Origin of the sequence: Cedecea colo (assembly GCF_011808225.1) — a bacterium.
In the GTDB taxonomy this organism is placed as follows: Bacteria; Pseudomonadota; Gammaproteobacteria; order Enterobacterales; family Enterobacteriaceae; genus Dryocola; species Dryocola colo.
On sequence record NZ_SOYS01000002.1, the window covers coordinates 323,255 to 339,261 of the forward strand.

The following is a 16,007-nucleotide window of genomic DNA, read 5'->3' on the forward strand; positions in this document are numbered from 1 at the left end:
CTGCGTGCTTCATTATAAAAAGGCTTACTGTAAACATGGTAGATAAACGCGAATCCTATACAAAAGAAGATCTTCTTGCCTCTGGTCGTGGCGAACTGTTTGGTGCTGAAGGCCCACGTTTACCCGCGCCACCCATGCTGATGATGGACCGCGTGGTCAAAATGACCGAAGACGGCGGTAACTTCGATAAAGGTTACGTTGAAGCTGAATTAGATATTAATCCAGACCTGTGGTTCTTCGCCTGTCATTTCATCGGCGATCCGGTGATGCCCGGCTGTCTGGGCCTGGACGCGATGTGGCAGCTGGTAGGTTTTTACCTCGGCTGGCTGGGCGGTGAAGGTAAAGGCCGTGCGCTCGGCGTGGGTGAAGTTAAGCTTGCAGGGCAGATCCTGCCCAGCGCCAAAAAAGTAACCTATCGCATTCACTTTAAACGCGTCATTAACCGTCGCCTGATTATGGGCATGGCAGACGGTGAAGTGCTGGTTGATGGCCGCGTGATCTACACCGCCACCGACATGAAAGTGGGCCTCTTTAAAGACACCACCGCTTTCTAATCCGCAGAAACGTGAAACCTCCGCAGGGCGGAGGTTTCTTTTTCTAAAGAGACAGTGATTATGCGGTAACCGCCCTGTCTTCCATGGCTTCTCGCCAGCCTCCCATCCAGTACGACCTCTGATTCAGTGCCTGATAAGGACATATCTCTTTGGAGCGTCCGGCGATACCTGCTTGATAACCACGTTGATGAGCCCGTTCCAGGCGATCTCGTTTTTGTCTCTTCATGCCTCGTTTCCCTCATTTCTTGATCTGGTGGAAAGAAAACAGTGATTACAAAATGTGCAACCACATGTAAGGGATACCTGTAAATGACCGCGTCGTCAATGCGCAAAATTCACGCCAGTGTCATATTTGTGAGATATACAAAATATCATTTGTACAAAAACTGTGATGCCGCACAGATAATACGCGCAGGCCAAAAAAAAGCTGCGCTTCGCGGTTAAGACGAAGAGCGCAGCTTTTTTGCGGCGAAGTTAAATTAGTTCAGACGAGTAAGCTGGCCTGCAATGCTCTGAGCCTCCTGCTGCCAGGCCTGAGCCAGAGTTTTAACCATCGCGTCGTAACCATCTTCTTGCTGTTTCAGTTCAAGATGGAACGGGCGTTTTATTAGTTGTCCCTGGTGATTGAGCAGCCACTCACCGCTAACGATAACTTTGCCATCGTAGCGTCCGTGGAAACCTGTGACGTTCACATTCAGAATATCCTGATCGTTACCCAGCGGTTGAGAGGCGACCACCCAGCCGGGTAAAGCACCGCTGAGATTGCTCACCAGGGTATTACGCAACTGTTGATCCAGCGGACTCGCCCATAAATTGCTGGTTGCAATAACGAACTGCACATCGCTGGTCTGGTAAACCACGCCGTTTCCGGCGAGGTAATCAGGCACCGCAACCTGTTCTACCCATAAAAGATGGGTGCCAGGCTGGCTCACCGCCTGCATAGCGGGCGTTGAGCTTTGAGGCAGCTGGTAATACGTTTTGCCATCATCGCTGCTGCTACAGGCGCTCAGCATCAGCACCGCGATAACCGTTAGCCACTTTTTCATTCTTTAGCCCTCTTCGGCTGGGGATCGCTTTTCTCCTTCGCCTCAAAGATCAGCGAATTGCTCTTATCGTTCAACGTGCGCAGCACCGGCTGAAGCTCACGCAGGACCTGATCAAGACGCTGCATATCCGCCACCATCTTGTTATAGGCCGCAGACCCCGGCTGGAAGCCCTGCATGCTGCGGTTCAGTTCACGCAGCGTTGACTGCATGTTTTCCGGCAGCGACTGCGTGGACTTGTTGTTCATCAACTTGTTGAGGCTATCAATCGTCTGTTGCAGACGCTGCATCGTGCGCTGGCTTTCAGCAAGCGACTTAGTGGTCTGCTCAATCATCGGGTTAAGCGGCAGATTATTAATCTTATCCAGCGTATCCAGCAGTCGTTGCTGAATTTGCGCCAGCCCGCCGCTTACCGTAGGAACGATCGGATAACCGCTAAAGCTCTTCATGCCCGTCATCGGTTCAGCCTTCGGATAGAAGTCGAGATCGATATATAACGCACCGGTTAACAAATTGCCGTTCTTCAGCGAGGCGCGCAGGCCACGTTTGAGTAAGGCGGCCATATTCTCCTGAATATTGGTGTTTCCGCCGATGACATTTTTTAGACGCTCAGGCTCGATGCGAATCAGAATTGGAATGCGGAAATCATCATTCAGCGCCTGTTGCATGCCCGGCGTAAAGAACGGAACCTGAGCAACCGTACCTAAACGAATGCCACGGAATTCTACAGGCGCGCCCGGCTGCAGGCCGCGAATAGAATCTTTGAAGAACATCAGATAATCAACGTGCTGGGTATACAGCGAATCCTGAATGCTTCTCTGATCGTCGAAGAGTTTATAATCCGCGCCCGGCAGCGCAGGCTGCCCCAGCTCCCATCCATCGGGAACGTCAAAGCTAACCCCTCCGCTAAAGAGCGTAGTCAGCGACCCCATTTCAACGCGCATCCCCTGGGAAGACATATCCACGGCAATACCGCTGTCTTTCCAGAAGCGCACATTGCTGGTCACCAGCCTGTCGTTGGGCGCGCTGATAAACAGCTGATAGCTAATGCGGCGTTCAGCTGCGTCGAAGGTGCTGGCTTCAACAGAGCCTACGCGATAGCCACGGAACAACACCGGGTCACCGGGATTAAGCTGTCCTGCTTTATCGCTATCAAGCGTAATGCGGATGCCTTTCGCATCTGGCGACGCCAGCGGTGGGGAATCAAGCAGCTTATAGCTATCGGGTTTTGAGCCTTTAGTCCCTGGCTGCAATTCAATATAGGCGCCCGAGAGCAAGGTACTCAGCCCGGAAACGCCACCGCGCCCCACCTGGGGCTTCACGACCCAGAATACCGAGTCCTTATGCAGCAGTTTTTCCATGCCCGCGTTCAGACGAGCCGTGATTTCTACATGATGTAAATCATCGGACAGCACCGCGCTTTCAACCACGCCTACGTCAACGCTACGGCTCTTAATAGTCGTCTTGCCGCCTTCAATACCTTCAGCATTGGTGGTTATCAGAGTCACTTCCGGCCCCTGATGGCTGTAATGATAAAACAGTATCCACGCGCCAATAAGCGCGGTCACGATTGGGAAAATCCACACCGGGGACCAGTTTTTCACCTTGCGAACTTTTGCTTCCCCGCTTTTATTTTCCATGCTCAGACGACTCCTCATGCGTTGAATCTGGTGCGCGATCCCAGGACAAGCGAGGGTCGAAGGTCATCGCAGCAAACATTGTCAAAATTACCACTAAGGCGAACATTAACGCGCCAATCGCCGGATAAATATTCATCAGTGCGCCCATTCTCACCAGCGCTGAGAGCACTGCTATTACAAAAACGTCAATCATTGACCAGCGGCCAACAAATTCCACCACTTCATAAATCAGATGCATACGTTCGCTGTCACGCTTGCCGTGGCCTTTGGCATCCCAGCATAGCCATGCGATCGCCAGCATCTTCAGCGTCGGCACCATAATACTGGCGATAAATATCACCATAGCGACCGGATAAGAGCCGTCGCTCCACAGCAGTATTACCCCGGCGATAATCGTCGACGGCATCTTGCTGCCCAGCAGTTCGGTAACCATAATCGGCAAAATATTCGCCGGCAGGTAAAGCAGAATTGAGGTGATCAGGAGCGCGAGCGTCCACTGCAAACTGTGCTTTCGTCTTATATGGCCTTTCGTTTCGCAGCGCGGGCAAATCAGTTGATTTTCGGGCAGTATCGCCGTGCAGCAGGAACAGGAACGCAGCCCTTGGTGAATACCGGTAACGCCCACTTTCAGCGGCTGTTCAACGGCAGGCATCGGGGCGAGGCTATTCCAGAGCCTGCGTTTATCCACGCATTGAAAAGCCCGCAGTTGCAGAATGCAGAACAAACACCACGGCATAAAGCTGCTGCCCACGCCGATATCGCCGTAGGCCATTAGCTTAACGAAGCTCACCAGCACGCCGGCGAGGAAAATTTCTGCCATTCCCCAGGATTTAAGCTGAAACAGCGTTCGCGCCATCAGACGCTGCAAAACCGCAGGCAGCGTGACCTGGTTAACCAACAGCAAAATGGTAATCAGGCAGAAAGCCGGCACCGCCTGGACGAATAGCAGAAAGAACGTTCCAAGACTTGCGTAATCCTCGGAAAACATCACGCCGGGGATTTCCAGCAGCGTAACTTCGCTGGCGACGCCTGCGACCTTCATATTGATAAACGGGAAAAGGTTGGCCAGCAAAAGCATAAACAGGGCCGACAGCGCATAGGCCGTGGGCCGCTGACGCGGAGAGGGCCATTGCGTGATAAGCGTTGTGCCGCAACGTGGGCAGGCGGCTTTATGGCCGTCCTGCAGCGCTGGCAAAGTCACCAGCAAATCACATTGTGGACACAATATGTGCGAACGAGTTTGATGCGTGGCACACATATCGGGTCTCCTTACGTTACGCGCCGTTTTTCAGAGACTCGAGGTACTCCCAGCGTTCAAAAGCGTCTTCCAGTGCTTTTTCGGCAGCGGCCAGCTCGCTCAATACTTTTTGCGTCTCATTGTGCGGTTGGTTGAAGAACTCAGCACCGCCAACCTTCGCCTGAAGCGCTTCCAGCTCGGCCTCAAGTTGTTCAAGACGTTGCGGCAGCTGCTCCAGTTCACGCTGCAGGTTATAGCTTAGTTTGCTATTGCTGCGTTTTGTAGCTTCGGTTGTTACGGATTCGCTCTTCGGTTGCTTATCCTGAGCGGTTGCGCGCAGCGCACGCGCTGAACCCTGCTGGCCTTTTGCATCGTGATAACCGCCAACGTAACGGCCAATACGCCCTTCACCTTCGAAGATCCAGCATTCGGTCACGGTATTGTCCACGAACTGACGATCGTGGCTTACCAGCAGCACGGTGCCCTGATAGCTATCAATCAGCTCTTCAAGCAATTCCAGCGTTTCAACATCCAGGTCGTTTGTCGGTTCATCGAGGATCAGCAAATTGCTTGGCTTCAGGAATAAGCGAGCCAGTAACAGACGATTACGCTCGCCGCCCGACAGCGCGCGTACCGGCGTCATAGCGCGTTTTGGATGGAACAAGAAGTCCTGCAGATAGCCCAGAACGTGGCGCGGCTTGCCGTTCACCATCACTTCCTGCTTACCTTCAGCCAGGTTATCCATCACGGTGCGGTCTGGATCGAGTTCCGCACGGTGCTGGTCAAAGTACGCCACTTCAAGTTTCGTCCCGCAGTGCACGCGGCCGCTATCGGCCTGCAACTGGCCCAGCATCAGCTTAAGTAAAGTGGTTTTACCGCAGCCGTTCGGCCCCACCAGCGCGATTTTATCGCTGCGCTGAACCTGGGCGGAGAAATCTTTCACTAACTGTTTACCGGCAACCTGATAGCAAACATTTTCCAGTTCAAAGACAATCTTGCCTGAACGAGAAGCTTCTTCGACCTGCATTTTGGCGCTGCCCAGCACTTCACGGCGCTCGCCACGTTCGCGGCGCATGGCTTTCAGCGCACGCACCCGGCCTTCATTACGCGTGCGGCGAGCTTTGATCCCCTGACGGATCCACACTTCTTCCTGGGCAAGCTTGCGGTCGAACTCTGCGTTTTGCAGATCTTCCACGCGCAGGGCTTCTTCTTTAGCCAGCAAATACTGATCGTAATCGCCGGGGTAAGAAACCAGTTTGCCGCGATCCAGATCGACAATGCGGGTCGCCATATTGCGAATAAAGGAACGGTCGTGGGAAATGAAAATGATGCTGCCCTGGAACTCTTTCAGGAAGCCTTCCAGCCAGTCGATGGTTTCAATATCCAGGTGGTTCGTCGGTTCATCCAGCAGCAAAACGCGTGGGGAACTGACGAGGGCCCGACCCAGCGCCGCTTTACGTAGCCAGCCGCCTGAAAGCGCGGACAGTTCGGTATCGGCATCCAGACCTAGCTGCTCAAGCACTTCATTAATACGGCTGTCCAGTTGCCACAGGTTCTGGTGATCCAGAATGTCCTGGATGCGCGCCATTTCATTGAGGTTCTTTTCGCTCGGATCGCTCATCACCTTATGCGAAATATCGTGGTAGGCCTTCAGATATTCAGCCTGCTCCTCCACCCCTTCGGCGACGAAGTCGTACACGGTACCCGCCACGTTACGCGGTGGGTCCTGCTGCAGGCGCGCCACAATTAAATCCTGCTCGTAAACCATGCGGCCGTCATCCAGCGGCAGCTCGCGATTCAGGATTTTCATCAGCGTGGATTTACCCGCGCCGTTACGACCAACCAGACAAACGCGTTCGTTTTCTTCGATATGAAGTTCGGTGTTATCTAACAGCGGCGCGTCGCTAAACGACAGCCAGGCACCGTGCATACTGATTAATGACATGAAAATTAATCCTTGGCTTTGTGAGTAACAAGCCAGCAGTTATGGATCTGGCGATTACGGGCGAAGTCTTGCGACAGGGTTTTCTGGGTTATCTCTTCCGCTTCCAGGCCCAGCGTTGCCAGCCCGTCAAAATCCATTTTGAAGCCACGTTTATTGTTGGAGAACATAATGGTGCCCCCGCGGCGCAGCAGGCGTTTGAGGTTTGTCATCAGGCCAATATGATCGCGTTGCACGTCAAACGACTCCTCCATACGTTTTGAGTTAGAAAACGTCGGCGGATCGATAAAGATCAGATCAAACTGCTCGTCCGTTTCACTCAGCCAGCCCAGACAATCCGCCTGGATCAGGCGATGGTTACGACCGCTCAGCCCGTTAAGACGCAGATTACGTTCCGCCCATTCCAGGTAGGTGCGAGACATATCCACCGTGGTGGTGGTTTTCGCGCCGCCCAGACCTGCGTGCACGGTGGCGCTGCCGGTGTAGGCAAACAGGTTAAGGAAATCTTTTCCTTTGCTCATTTTACCGAGCATATGACGTGCGATACGGTGGTCGAGGAACAGGCCAGTATCAAGATAGTCCGTCAGGTTAACCCACAGACGCGCGTTGTATTCGCCGACTTCCATAAAGTCGCCCTTCTCGCCCATCTTCTGGTACTGATTTTTACCCTTTTGGCGTTCACGCGTTTTCAAAACCAGGCGATTCGACGGCAGATCGAGCACGGAGAGCGTGGCGGCAATCACATCAAACAGGCGCTGGCGCGCCTTGTTGGCATCTATGGTTTTTGGCGGCGCGTATTCCTGCACCACAACCCAGTCGCCGTAGCGGTCCACGGCTACGTTGTAGTCCGGTAAATCTGCGTCGTATACGCGGTAACATTCAATGCCTTCCTGCCGCGCCCATTTATCCAGCTTTTTAATATTCTTACGCAAACGGTTAGCATAATCTTCGGCATGCTGACCACCGGCCGCGCCGGTAGTATTCTCCGCCAGCTGATAATTTTTTTGCACGCAATCAAGCGGGCCGTTTTTCGCTTTGAACTGACGCTCGGCGCGCAGTTGCAGGCAGTTCAGCAGATCCGGCGATGCGCTGAATAACGACAGGTTCCAGCCGCCAAACTGCGCCTTCATATTGCGTCCCAGCAGGTTATGCAGCGCGATAAGCGCCGGTTCGCTATCCAGACGCTCGCCGTATGGCGGGTTGCTGATGACGGTGCCCGTTGGCCCTTCCGGCAGCGGGTTAGTCAGTTTGGCGACGTCTTTCACTTCATAGCTGATAAGATCGGCAAGCCCGGCACGACGGGTGTTAACGCGTGCGCGTTCAATAACGCGAGGATCGTTATCGGAACCAAAGAAACGAGAAGTATAATCCCCAAGCCCTTTGCGAGCGCGCACCTGCGCTTCGGTAGTGACCTCTTTCCACAGATCCTGGTCGTGTTTCGCCCAGCCCAGGAAGCCCCAGCGTTTGCGGTGCAGACCCGGCGCGCGATCGGTTGCGATCATCGCGGCTTCAATCAGCAGCGTACCGGAACCACACATCGGGTCGAGCAGCGGCGTGCCTGGCTGCCAGCCGGAGCGCATAACGATTGCCGCTGCCAGCGTTTCTTTGACCGGAGCCGCCCCCGCGCTGTCGCGATAGCCGCGCTGATGCAGGCCTTCACCGCTTAAATCCAGCGCAATGCTGGCCGTGTCTTTATTCAGCCAGACGTTGATGCGTAAATCTGGCTGTTCACGATCGACATTCGGACGCGGCAGGTTTTTACGGGTAAAGGAGTCAACGATGGCATCTTTTACCTTAAGCGCGCCGTACTGGCTGTTACGAATAACGTCGTTCAGGCCGCTGAAGTGCACAGCGAAAGTCGCATCCGGGCCGAAGATGGCCGGCCAGTCGATAACCTGCACGCCCAGGTATAAATCCAGATCGCTGTAAACATTGCACTCGCTAAGCGGCAGCAGGATGCGGGACGCCAGGCGGCTCCACATCAGGCTTTGGTAAACCAGACGCGAATCCCCCTGGTAATGTACGCCGCCCTGAACGACCTGGCAGCCTTGCGCGCCGAGGCCTTCCAGTTCAGTTTTTAGCAGCTCTTCGAGCCCACGCGCCGTACTGGCAAACAGAGAATTCATATCGTCACTTATTGGTCAGAAAAAGAAAATAGTGGCGCATTATAGCTAATCCGCCACGCATGTCATAAAGTTGCCCTCTTATTATTTTTACAGGCATGGAGGGCAGCATGATCAGTCTATCTCAACTTTATATTCACCCGGTCAAATCAATGCGCGGACTTGCCCTCTCGCATGCACGGGTCGCCCCCAGCGGCCTGGCTTTTGACCGTATTTTTATGCTTACCGAAGCGGATGGTACGTTTATTACCGCCCGTCAGTATCCGCAAATGGTGCTTTTTACCCCGGCAATTCTTCATGATGGCCTCTATCTGAGCGCACCAGATGGCACCTCAGCAAACGTTCGCTTTGCCGATTTCCAGCCAACGCCTGCCGCCACTGAGGTCTGGGGCAACCATTTCACCGCCCTGATTGCACCTGATGACATCAATAGCTGGTTGAGCGGCTTCTTTCCACGTCCCGTACAGCTGCGTTGGGTGGGCGATGCCTTAACCCGCCGGGTTAAGCACCATAAAGAAGTCCCTTTGTCCTTCGCTGACGGTTTCCCTTTCCTGCTGACTAACGAAGCGTCGCTGCGCGATTTGCAAAACCGCTGCCCGGCAAGCGTGAAGATGACCCAGTTCCGTCCAAACATCGTGGTAGCAGGCGCGCAGGCGTGGGAAGAAGATACCTGGCAGGTGGTGCGTATTGGCGGCGTGACGTTTGATGTCGCTAAGCCGTGCAGCCGTTGTATCTTCACTACCGTCAGTCCGGAAAAAGGTCGTAAGCATCCTGCGGGCGAACCGCTGGCTACCCTGCAACGCTTCCGCACCGCGCAAGATAGCGACGATGTTGACTTCGGGCAGAACCTGATTGCGCGTAACAGCGGGATTATCCGCATCGGTGATGAGCTGGAAGTGCTGGCCCGTAAGCCCGCCAGAGTCTATGGTGCAGGTCAGGTTGTAGAAAGCATTGAGCCAGAAACGCAGCCGGAAAGCACGGTGGCAATTGACTGGCAGGGCCAGGCTTTCCGCGGCAACAACCAGCAAATCTTACTGGAACAGCTTGAGCAGCAGGGCGTTCGCATCCCCTACTCCTGCCGTGCCGGAATTTGCGGAAGCTGTCGGATTCGTTTACTGGACGGCGAAGTGAAAGCGCTCAAGCAAAGCGCCGTGGACGCAGACGGCACCATCTTATGCTGTAGCTGCGTACCTGCGGGAGACGTGAAGTTAGCAGAGCTTTAAACCGCCTGATCGAGGCTGAGGTTGCTACTTACCGGCTGCGGCTTCAGTCTGTCATTCATTACCTTAATCGCATCCCCGAGCTGCATGGTGCGACCAGCAAGCTGCAGTCCCGGCTGTGCCAGCAAACACAGCGCTGCGTTATCGCCGGTTTCGACCACCAGCAGATTCACCTGCTGCATATCTTCGCTTAACCACACGCAGGCCGCATCGCCTGGCTCGGGCTGCCAGCAGTCGCCGTGCGAGACAAAGTGCCAGCTTTTCGGCATTTGCGGTTTGAGATAGCGGATAGCCACCAGCGCATTCAGTACCAGCTCAGCGCGCTGTTCTTTGCTCAGCGGTAGATCGCGGCACGTCTCGTCAAACGTGAAAAACAATGCGGCGTCATCAACGCAAAATCCAGCGTTTTCAAAGGCGTCGGGGGTAAGCATTTTACGTGAGAAACGGGAACGAAAAATCATTCCATTGGCCAAATCGAGCATCATACGATCGTGCTCTTCATCGAAATACCAATGCCAGCTATCGTCCGGTTTTATCCGCATCATAACCTACCCTTTTGTTTATTCCGCAAACTTAAAACATCCTTCTCGCCGCTTCGTTTAAGGCTGTATTAATAAAAGACCAGGATGATTAATTTAGCAACAGCCACGGAATATAAAACAACCAGGGCTGAAAATAAAGCCCCGGTTGTCTGGATATGAGAGGGATCAGAGGTGAGTAACGATATCTTTAATCAGCGGCGGACCTTTAAATATGAACCCGGAATAAATTTGAATAAGCGTTGCGCCTGCCGCCAGTTTTTCACGTGCGGCGATGACTGAATCAATGCCGCCCACACCAATTATCGGCAATCTGCCGTTTAATTCCTGCGCCAGGCGGCGGATAATTTCTGTACTCTTCAACTGTACCGGGCGGCCGCTTAAGCCTCCCGTTTCATTACAATACTTCATGCCCTGAACGAGGCTACGATCCAGGGTGGTATTGGTCGCGATGACCCCATCAATATTATGGCGAACTAAACTGTCAGCCACCTGGACCAGTTCTTCTACAGAGAGATCCGGCGCGATTTTAACCGCGATCGGCACATATTTATGGTGCAGTTCTTGCAACGCCTGCTGCTTATTTTTTAGGGCGATTAAAAGATCGTCCAGGGCTTCGCCATATTGCAATGAACGTAATCCCGGCGTATTGGGTGAGGAAATATTGATCGCTATATAGCCCGCGTATGGATAAATTTTATCCATACAGATCAGGTAGTCATCTTTGCCCTGCTCAACCGGCGTATCTTTATTTTTACCAATATTGATTCCGAGCACGCCATCAAAGTGGGCTTTTTTCACGTTCTCGACAAGGTTATCCACGCCAAGATTATTAAAGCCCATGCGGTTAATTAACCCTTCGGCTTCCACCAGGCGGAAGAGGCGCGGCTTATCATTTCCCGGCTGCGGCCGGGGCGTGACGGTGCCGATTTCGATGGCACCAAACCCCATCGCCCCCAGCGCATCAATGCATTCACCGTTTTTATCCAGACCCGCAGCTAAGCCAAGAGGATTCTTAAAATTTAACCCCATGCAGGAAACCGGTTTAGACGGGACGTTTTGTCGCACCAGCCATTCGAGCGGCGTGCCCGTTACGCGGCGTAATTGCTGAAAGGTCACTTCATGAGCGCGCTCTGGATCGAGCTGAAAAAGGGCTTTACGAACGAAGGGGTAGTACATGAACTCTCCTGGATTCCGGTGTGCAAACCGGGGCCGTATTATTATCGATTACACATACGAATGGAATTGACCTGCAACAAAAATAGCTCGAATAGACGCAAACGTTTTCTCTCCTCCGCTTTGTTATGCAATTTTCGACATTTGTTTATCAAATAAATCATTTAATGGAATAACGCCTCTCTGCCACTATTAGCTGCAATTGTTATCAAATTTAACAAACAGCTAACATTTAGTTATAAGGAGCCAAGATGCGCGTCATCACCCTTGCCGGAAGCCCCCGCTTTCCTTCCCGTTCCAGCGCCCTGCTGGAATATTCACGTGAGAAACTGAGCGCGCTTGATGTGGAGGTATGTCACTGGCATCTGCAAAATTTTGTGCCCGAAGATTTACTCTATGCGCGCTTAGAAAGCCCTGCGCTAAAAACGCTTATCGAACAGCTTGAGCATGCAGACGGGCTGATTATCGCCACGCCCGTCTATAAAGCATCCTTTGCCGGTGCGCTAAAAACGCTGCTTGATCTGCTGCCAGAACGCGCGCTGGAAAAGAAGGTTGTCCTTCCTCTGGCCACCGGCGGCACCGTAGCGCACATGCTGGCGGTGGATTACGCCCTTAAGCCCGTGCTGAATGCGCTTAAAGCACAGGAGATCCTCCACGGCGTTTTTGCCGACGATAGCCAGGTTTCCGACTATCAGCACAAGCCGGTCTTTACGCCCAATTTGCAACAGCGTCTGGATACTGCGCTGGAGACATTCTGGCAGGCTCTGCATCGCCGTGATTTTTCCGTCACCTCCCCGTTTAATCAGCAAGGAGCTGCGCATGTTTAATCTCTTAAAACGCACTGCGCCCTGGCTGGCCTTTGCCGGAATAATAAGCCTGAGTATGACCGTTCATGCCGCCCAGCCCGAACCGGATCGGCTGCGCATTGGTTTCCAAAAAGGCTCGGTGAGCATGGTGCTGGCGAAAAGCTATCAGTTCCTTGAGCAGCGCTATCCGCACACCAAAATTTCCTGGATAGAGTTCCCGGCAGGCCCGCAGATGCTCGAAGCGCTAAACGTGGGCAGTATCGATCTGGGCGGAACAGGAGACATTCCTCCCATCTTTGCGCAAGCCGCCGGAGCGGATCTGGTGTATGTCGGATCTGAACCCGCAAAGCCAAAAGCAGAAGTGATTCTGGTCCCGGAAAACAGCCCGCTGAAAACTATTGCCGATCTTAAGGGCCACAAGATTGCCTTCCAGAAAGGTTCCAGTTCGCACAACCTGGTGCTGCGGACTTTACAAAAAGCCGGGCTGAAATTTACCGATATTCAGCCAGCCTATCTGTCCCCGGCAGATGCACGTGCCGCATTCCAGCAGGGCAACGTCGATGCATGGGCAATCTGGGACCCTTATTACTCGGCCGCTTTTCTCAATGGCGGCGTCCGGGTGTTGTCTGACGCAAGCCTGATAAACCAGACCGGTTCGTTCTACCTGGCTTCGCGTCCTTATACCGAGAAGCACGGTGAATTCCTGCAAAACGTGCTGAAAATCTTCAGCGAAGCGGACGATCTGACCCGTACGCAGCGAGCGAAAAGCATCACGCTATTTGCGAAAACCATGGGTTTACCTGAACCCGTCATCGCCACCTATTTCGATCACCGCCCGCCAACCGAGATCGTGCCGGTCAGCGCCGCAACCGCTGAAAAACAGCAGCAAACCGCCGACCTGTTTTATGACAACCATTTAGTGCCGAAAAAAATCGATATCCGCACCCGTATCTGGCAGCCGACAGGCACCGTAAAAGGAGATAAATCATGAGCCTCAATTTATTCTGGTTCTTACCAACCCATGGTGATGGTCATTATTTAGGCAGCAACGACGTCGCTCGTCCGGTGGATCACGGTTATCTGCAACAAATTGCGCAGGCTGCGGACAGGCTCGGCTTTACCGGCGTGCTCATTCCCACTGGTCGTTCATGTGAAGACGCCTGGCTGGTGGCCGCTTCCATGATCCCGGTGACGCAGCGGCTAAAATTCCTGGTGGCGCTGCGCCCGAGCGTCGTTTCGCCGACGGTTGCCGCTCGTCAGGCCGCGACGCTCGACCGGCTTTCTAACGGCCGGGCGCTGTTTAATCTGGTCACCGGCAGCGATCCAGAAGAGCTGGCAGGGGACGGCGTGTTCCTCGATCATAGGGAACGTTATGAAGCTTCAGCCGAATTTACCCGCATCTGGCGGCGCGTGCTGGAAGGTGAAACGGTTGATTACGAAGGGAAGCATATTCAGGTTAAAGGCGCGAAATTACTGTTCCCTCCGGTGCAGCAGCCGCGCCCGCCGCTTTACTTTGGCGGCTCTTCGGACGTCGCGCAGGATTTGGCCGCCGAACAGGTCGATCTTTATCTGACCTGGGGCGAGCCGCCGCATCTTGTGGAAGAGAAAATTGCACAGGTTCGTGCCAAAGCCGCTAAACATGGGCGCACCGTAAGATTCGGCATTCGTCTGCACGTGATTGTGCGTGAAACCAACGCAGAGGCCTGGCAGGCAGCGGACCGTCTGATTTCGCAGCTTGACGATGACACTATCGCCAAAGCGCAGGCCGCTTTTGCGCGTACCGATTCGGTTGGCCAGCACCGCATGGCGGCCCTGCACGGCGGCAGGCGCGACAATCTGGAAATCAGCCCTAACCTGTGGGCGGGCGTTGGCCTGGTGCGCGGCGGTGCGGGTACGGCTCTGGTTGGCGATGGCCCAACGGTCGCGGCCCGCATCAACGAGTACGCCGCGCTGGGTATCGACAGTTTTATTTTCTCCGGCTATCCGCATCTGGAAGAGGCTTACCGTGTAGGCGAGCTGTTATTCCCGCATCTGGATGTCGCTATCCCGGAAATCCCGCAGCCGCGCCAGCATCATGAAAAAGGCGAAGTCGTGGCTAACGATTTTATCCCTCGTAAAGTCGCGCAGAGCTAAGGGGAAAAGCATGACGAACAGCACGCGTAAGCTCTTGTTCCGCCTGGCTCCCTGGGCGCTGCCGGTCGCCATTATCGCTATCTGGCAGCTTTCTTCTTCGGTTGGCTGGCTTTCAACGCGCATTCTGCCCTCGCCCGAAGGCGTGGTTGTCACCTTCTGGCGCCTCTCCGTCAGCGGTGAGCTATGGCAGCACCTGGCGATCAGCTCCTGGCGCGCGGCGATCGGCTTTAGCATTGGCGCCTCGTTCGGCTTGATCCTCGGGCTGATAAGCGGCCTGTCGCGCTGGGGTGAGCGCCTGCTGGACACCTCGATTCAGATGTTGCGTAACGTGCCGCATCTGGCGCTGATCCCGCTGGTCATTCTGTGGTTTGGGATTGATGAAACCGCCAAGATTTTTCTGGTCGCGCTCGGCACGCTGTTCCCGATCTACATCAATACCTGGCACGGCATCAAAAACATCGATCGGGGATTGCTGGAAATGGCGCGCAGCTATGGTTTGTCGGGCTTTAGCCTGTTTGCTCAGGTGATCCTGCCCGGCGCCCTGCCCTCGATTATGGTCGGCGTGCGTTTTGCCCTCGGCCTGATGTGGCTGACGCTTATCGTCGCCGAGACTATCTCAGCCAACTCTGGCATCGGCTATCTGGCGATGAACGCCCGTGAGTTCCTGCAAACCGATATCGTGGTCGTCGCCATTATTCTGTACGCCCTGCTCGGCAAGCTGGCAGATATCAGCGCGCAGCTGCTGGAGCGCGTCTGGCTGCGCTGGCATCCGGCTTACCGGTTAAAAGAGGAAACCGTATGAATACCGCTCGCTTAAATCAGGGTACGCCGCTGCTGCTTGAGGGCGTAACCAAACGCTACGGCGATAAAACGATTCTCAACGAACTGGCGTTGCACGTCCCCGCCGGACAGTTTGTCGCCGTTGTCGGACGCAGCGGCGGAGGTAAAAGCACCTTGCTGCGCCTGCTGGCCGGACTGGAAAATCCTGGCGCCGGTTCACTGCTGGCAGGCAACGCCCCGCTACGCGAAAGCCAGGACGATACCAGATTGATGTTCCAGGACGCGAGGTTGCTGCCATGGAAATCCGTGATTGATAACGTTGGGCTGGGGCTGAAAGGGAACTGGCGCGATGCGGCGTACCGGGTGCTTGCGGCCGTCGGGCTGGAGAGCCGTGCGAAAGAGTGGCCTGCGGCCCTTTCAGGCGGGCAGAAGCAGCGTGTGGCGCTGGCTCGCGCGCTGATTCATCGTCCGGGCTTACTGCTGCTGGATGAACCGCTCGGCGCGCTTGATGCGCTAACGCGCATTGAAATGCAGGATCTCATCGTTTCGCTCTGGCTGAAGCACGGTTTTACCGTCCTGCTGGTAACGCACGATGTCAGTGAAGCGGTTGCTATGGCGGATCGCGTGCTGCTGATAGAAGACGGGAAAATCGGCCTGGATTTAACGGTGGATTTACCCCGACCACGGCGTCTGGGCTCGGTAAGACTGGCGGAGCTGGAATCGCAGGTGCTTAAGCGAGTGATGAAGCGCCAGGAGGAAGAACCGGAACGCGTGGTGCGAACCGGCTGAGAGAATATCGGGTGGCGCAAGGCTT

General features: G+C 54.5%; 15 protein-coding genes. 7 read left to right on the forward strand and 8 right to left on the reverse strand.

Annotation, left to right across the window (positions count from 1 at the left end; genetic code table 11):
* Positions 1 to 35: 35 nt before the first annotated feature.
* Positions 36 to 554 carry a bifunctional 3-hydroxydecanoyl-ACP dehydratase/trans-2-decenoyl-ACP isomerase gene (fabA, locus tag E2L00_RS05945; RefSeq protein ID WP_167608356.1) on the forward strand — a complete coding sequence of 173 codons (519 nt, stop codon included), beginning with the start codon at positions 36 to 38 and terminating at the stop codon, positions 552 to 554.
* A gap of 58 nt (positions 555 to 612) precedes the next feature.
* On the opposite strand, the gene rmf is transcribed toward fabA, so the two are convergent.
* The 6 genes from rmf to rlmKL form a co-directional block, all read right to left on the reverse strand.
* A complete protein-coding gene (gene rmf / locus E2L00_RS05950; RefSeq protein WP_167608359.1) occupies positions 613 to 780 on the reverse strand; it encodes a ribosome modulation factor in 168 nt (55 codons plus the stop codon).
* A gap of 253 nt (positions 781 to 1,033) precedes the next feature.
* Entirely contained in the window at positions 1,034 to 1,600 is a 567-nt protein-coding gene (gene pqiC / locus E2L00_RS05955; RefSeq protein WP_167608362.1) for a membrane integrity-associated transporter subunit PqiC, read from the reverse strand.
* Positions 1,597 to 3,237 (reverse strand): intermembrane transport protein PqiB, encoded by a 1,641-nt coding sequence (gene pqiB / locus E2L00_RS05960; RefSeq protein ID WP_167608365.1) that lies wholly within the window; start codon positions 3,235 to 3,237, stop codon positions 1,597 to 1,599. The genes pqiC and pqiB overlap by 4 nt, the downstream gene beginning before the upstream one ends.
* The gene (pqiA, locus tag E2L00_RS05965; protein WP_167608368.1) at positions 3,227 to 4,495 is read right to left on the reverse strand and encodes a membrane integrity-associated transporter subunit PqiA; all 1,269 of its coding nucleotides are present in this window, start codon (positions 4,493 to 4,495) and stop codon (positions 3,227 to 3,229) included. Before pqiA ends, pqiB begins: the two co-directional genes overlap by 11 nt.
* A 16-nt stretch (positions 4,496 to 4,511) precedes the next feature.
* A complete protein-coding gene (locus E2L00_RS05970) occupies positions 4,512 to 6,419 on the reverse strand; it encodes an ABC transporter ATP-binding protein (protein ID WP_167608371.1) in 1,908 nt (635 codons plus the stop codon).
* A gap of 5 nt (positions 6,420 to 6,424) precedes the next feature.
* Positions 6,425 to 8,542: a bifunctional 23S rRNA (guanine(2069)-N(7))-methyltransferase RlmK/23S rRNA (guanine(2445)-N(2))-methyltransferase RlmL gene (gene rlmKL / locus E2L00_RS05975; protein WP_167608374.1), complete on the reverse strand. Its 2,118-nt coding sequence runs from the start codon at positions 8,540 to 8,542 to the stop codon at positions 6,425 to 6,427.
* Positions 8,543 to 8,649: 107 nt separating this feature from the next.
* Between rlmKL and E2L00_RS05980 the strand changes: the two genes are divergently transcribed.
* On the forward strand, positions 8,650 to 9,762 hold the full coding sequence (locus E2L00_RS05980; RefSeq protein WP_167608377.1) for a YcbX family protein: 1,113 nt from the start codon (positions 8,650 to 8,652) through the stop codon (positions 9,760 to 9,762).
* Here the strand turns inward: E2L00_RS05980 and E2L00_RS05985 are convergent.
* Together E2L00_RS05985 and pyrD are read right to left on the reverse strand one after the other, a co-directional pair.
* Complete coding sequence (locus E2L00_RS05985) at positions 9,759 to 10,301, reverse strand: cell division protein ZapC (protein ID WP_167609636.1); 543 nt, start codon at positions 10,299 to 10,301, stop codon at positions 9,759 to 9,761. The genes E2L00_RS05980 and E2L00_RS05985 overlap by 4 nt on opposite strands.
* Positions 10,302 to 10,466: 165 nt before the next feature.
* Positions 10,467 to 11,477 (reverse strand): quinone-dependent dihydroorotate dehydrogenase, encoded by a 1,011-nt coding sequence (gene pyrD / locus E2L00_RS05990; RefSeq protein WP_167608380.1) that lies wholly within the window; start codon positions 11,475 to 11,477, stop codon positions 10,467 to 10,469.
* Between the two features lie 248 nt (positions 11,478 to 11,725).
* On the opposite strand from pyrD, the gene ssuE reads away from it, so the two are divergent.
* From ssuE to ssuB, 5 genes are read left to right on the forward strand one after another with little or no spacing between them, the layout of a single operon-like run.
* Positions 11,726 to 12,301 (forward strand): NADPH-dependent FMN reductase, encoded by a 576-nt coding sequence (ssuE, locus tag E2L00_RS05995; RefSeq protein WP_167608383.1) that lies wholly within the window; start codon positions 11,726 to 11,728, stop codon positions 12,299 to 12,301.
* A complete protein-coding gene (locus E2L00_RS06000; RefSeq protein ID WP_167608386.1) occupies positions 12,294 to 13,271 on the forward strand; it encodes a sulfonate ABC transporter substrate-binding protein in 978 nt (325 codons plus the stop codon). The genes ssuE and E2L00_RS06000 overlap by 8 nt, the downstream gene beginning before the upstream one ends.
* A complete protein-coding gene (ssuD, locus tag E2L00_RS06005) occupies positions 13,268 to 14,413 on the forward strand; it encodes an FMNH2-dependent alkanesulfonate monooxygenase (protein ID WP_167608389.1) in 1,146 nt (381 codons plus the stop codon). The genes E2L00_RS06000 and ssuD overlap by 4 nt, the downstream gene beginning before the upstream one ends.
* Positions 14,414 to 14,423: 10 nt before the next feature.
* A complete protein-coding gene (ssuC, locus tag E2L00_RS06010; RefSeq protein ID WP_167608392.1) occupies positions 14,424 to 15,215 on the forward strand; it encodes an aliphatic sulfonate ABC transporter permease SsuC in 792 nt (263 codons plus the stop codon).
* Positions 15,212 to 15,982, forward strand: coding sequence for an aliphatic sulfonates ABC transporter ATP-binding protein (gene ssuB / locus E2L00_RS06015; protein WP_167608395.1), 771 nt, complete (start codon positions 15,212 to 15,214; stop codon positions 15,980 to 15,982). Before ssuC ends, ssuB begins: the two co-directional genes overlap by 4 nt.
* The last annotated feature ends 25 nt before the right edge of the window (positions 15,983 to 16,007 follow it).

Coding starts and splice junctions, on each gene's coding strand:
- fabA (WP_167608356.1), top strand. CDS start 36: ATGGTAGATAAACGCGAATCCTATACAAAAGAAGATCTTCTTGCCTCT.
- rmf (WP_167608359.1), bottom strand. CDS start 780: ATGAAGAGACAAAAACGAGATCGCCTGGAACGGGCTCATCAACGTGGT.
- pqiC (WP_167608362.1), bottom strand. CDS start 1,600: ATGAAAAAGTGGCTAACGGTTATCGCGGTGCTGATGCTGAGCGCCTGT.
- pqiB (WP_167608365.1), bottom strand. CDS start 3,237: ATGGAAAATAAAAGCGGGGAAGCAAAAGTTCGCAAGGTGAAAAACTGG.
- pqiA (WP_167608368.1), bottom strand. CDS start 4,495: ATGTGTGCCACGCATCAAACTCGTTCGCACATATTGTGTCCACAATGT.
- E2L00_RS05970 (WP_167608371.1), bottom strand. CDS start 6,419: ATGTCATTAATCAGTATGCACGGTGCCTGGCTGTCGTTTAGCGACGCG.
- rlmKL (WP_167608374.1), bottom strand. CDS start 8,542: ATGAATTCTCTGTTTGCCAGTACGGCGCGTGGGCTCGAAGAGCTGCTA.
- E2L00_RS05980 (WP_167608377.1), top strand. CDS start 8,650: ATGATCAGTCTATCTCAACTTTATATTCACCCGGTCAAATCAATGCGC.
- E2L00_RS05985 (WP_167609636.1), bottom strand. CDS start 10,301: ATGCGGATAAAACCGGACGATAGCTGGCATTGGTATTTCGATGAAGAG.
- pyrD (WP_167608380.1), bottom strand. CDS start 11,477: ATGTACTACCCCTTCGTTCGTAAAGCCCTTTTTCAGCTCGATCCAGAG.
- ssuE (WP_167608383.1), top strand. CDS start 11,726: ATGCGCGTCATCACCCTTGCCGGAAGCCCCCGCTTTCCTTCCCGTTCC.
- E2L00_RS06000 (WP_167608386.1), top strand. CDS start 12,294: ATGTTTAATCTCTTAAAACGCACTGCGCCCTGGCTGGCCTTTGCCGGA.
- ssuD (WP_167608389.1), top strand. CDS start 13,268: ATGAGCCTCAATTTATTCTGGTTCTTACCAACCCATGGTGATGGTCAT.
- ssuC (WP_167608392.1), top strand. CDS start 14,424: ATGACGAACAGCACGCGTAAGCTCTTGTTCCGCCTGGCTCCCTGGGCG.
- ssuB (WP_167608395.1), top strand. CDS start 15,212: ATGAATACCGCTCGCTTAAATCAGGGTACGCCGCTGCTGCTTGAGGGC.